This is a genomic window from Pseudoponticoccus marisrubri (genome assembly GCF_001482405.1).
Taxonomy (GTDB): Bacteria; Pseudomonadota; Alphaproteobacteria; order Rhodobacterales; family Rhodobacteraceae; genus Pseudoponticoccus; species Pseudoponticoccus marisrubri.
The window spans coordinates 1-332 of the sequence record NZ_LPXO01000061.1 but is presented as its reverse complement, the minus strand read 5'-3'; the positions used below and the strand labels follow the sequence as shown (position 1 = coordinate 332).

The 332-nt window shown below is 45.8% G+C and carries 2 protein-coding genes; both read left to right on the top strand.

The window, feature by feature from the left end; all coding sequences use genetic code 11:
• On the top strand, positions 1 to 214 hold a 214-nt coding region (locus AVJ23_RS21965; RefSeq protein WP_157772773.1), incomplete at its 5' end, for a DUF3392 family protein.
• Positions 215 to 332 (top strand): hypothetical protein (locus AVJ23_RS23620; protein WP_367576953.1); only part of this gene is annotated, 118 nt, incomplete at its 3' end.

Genomic DNA, 332 nt, shown 5'->3' with positions numbered 1-332 from the left:
CTTTATTCGCAAGCAGATCGGCAGTTTGAAGTTTATCTTGAAGCTAACGCTGTTTGTGTTGTTTTGTGCCTTTGGGTTTGCGTTTTTGACGTCTTGTGTTACGCCGTTACTGGTTGGGTTTCTGGCGAAAACGCCGGATGTGTGGTTAGCGCCATTGGTCATCGCTATCTTTTTCGGTATTGGATTACTGGCCCAGAAAAAACGCATGCTGTAGGTGGCATTGTTGAGTTTGAATTACATCACTCAAGAGGGCTTTTACCGTTTATCGGAAGAGTTGAGTTATCTCTGGAGAGTAAAACGCCCGGAAATTGTTCGGGCCATTAGTACCGCCG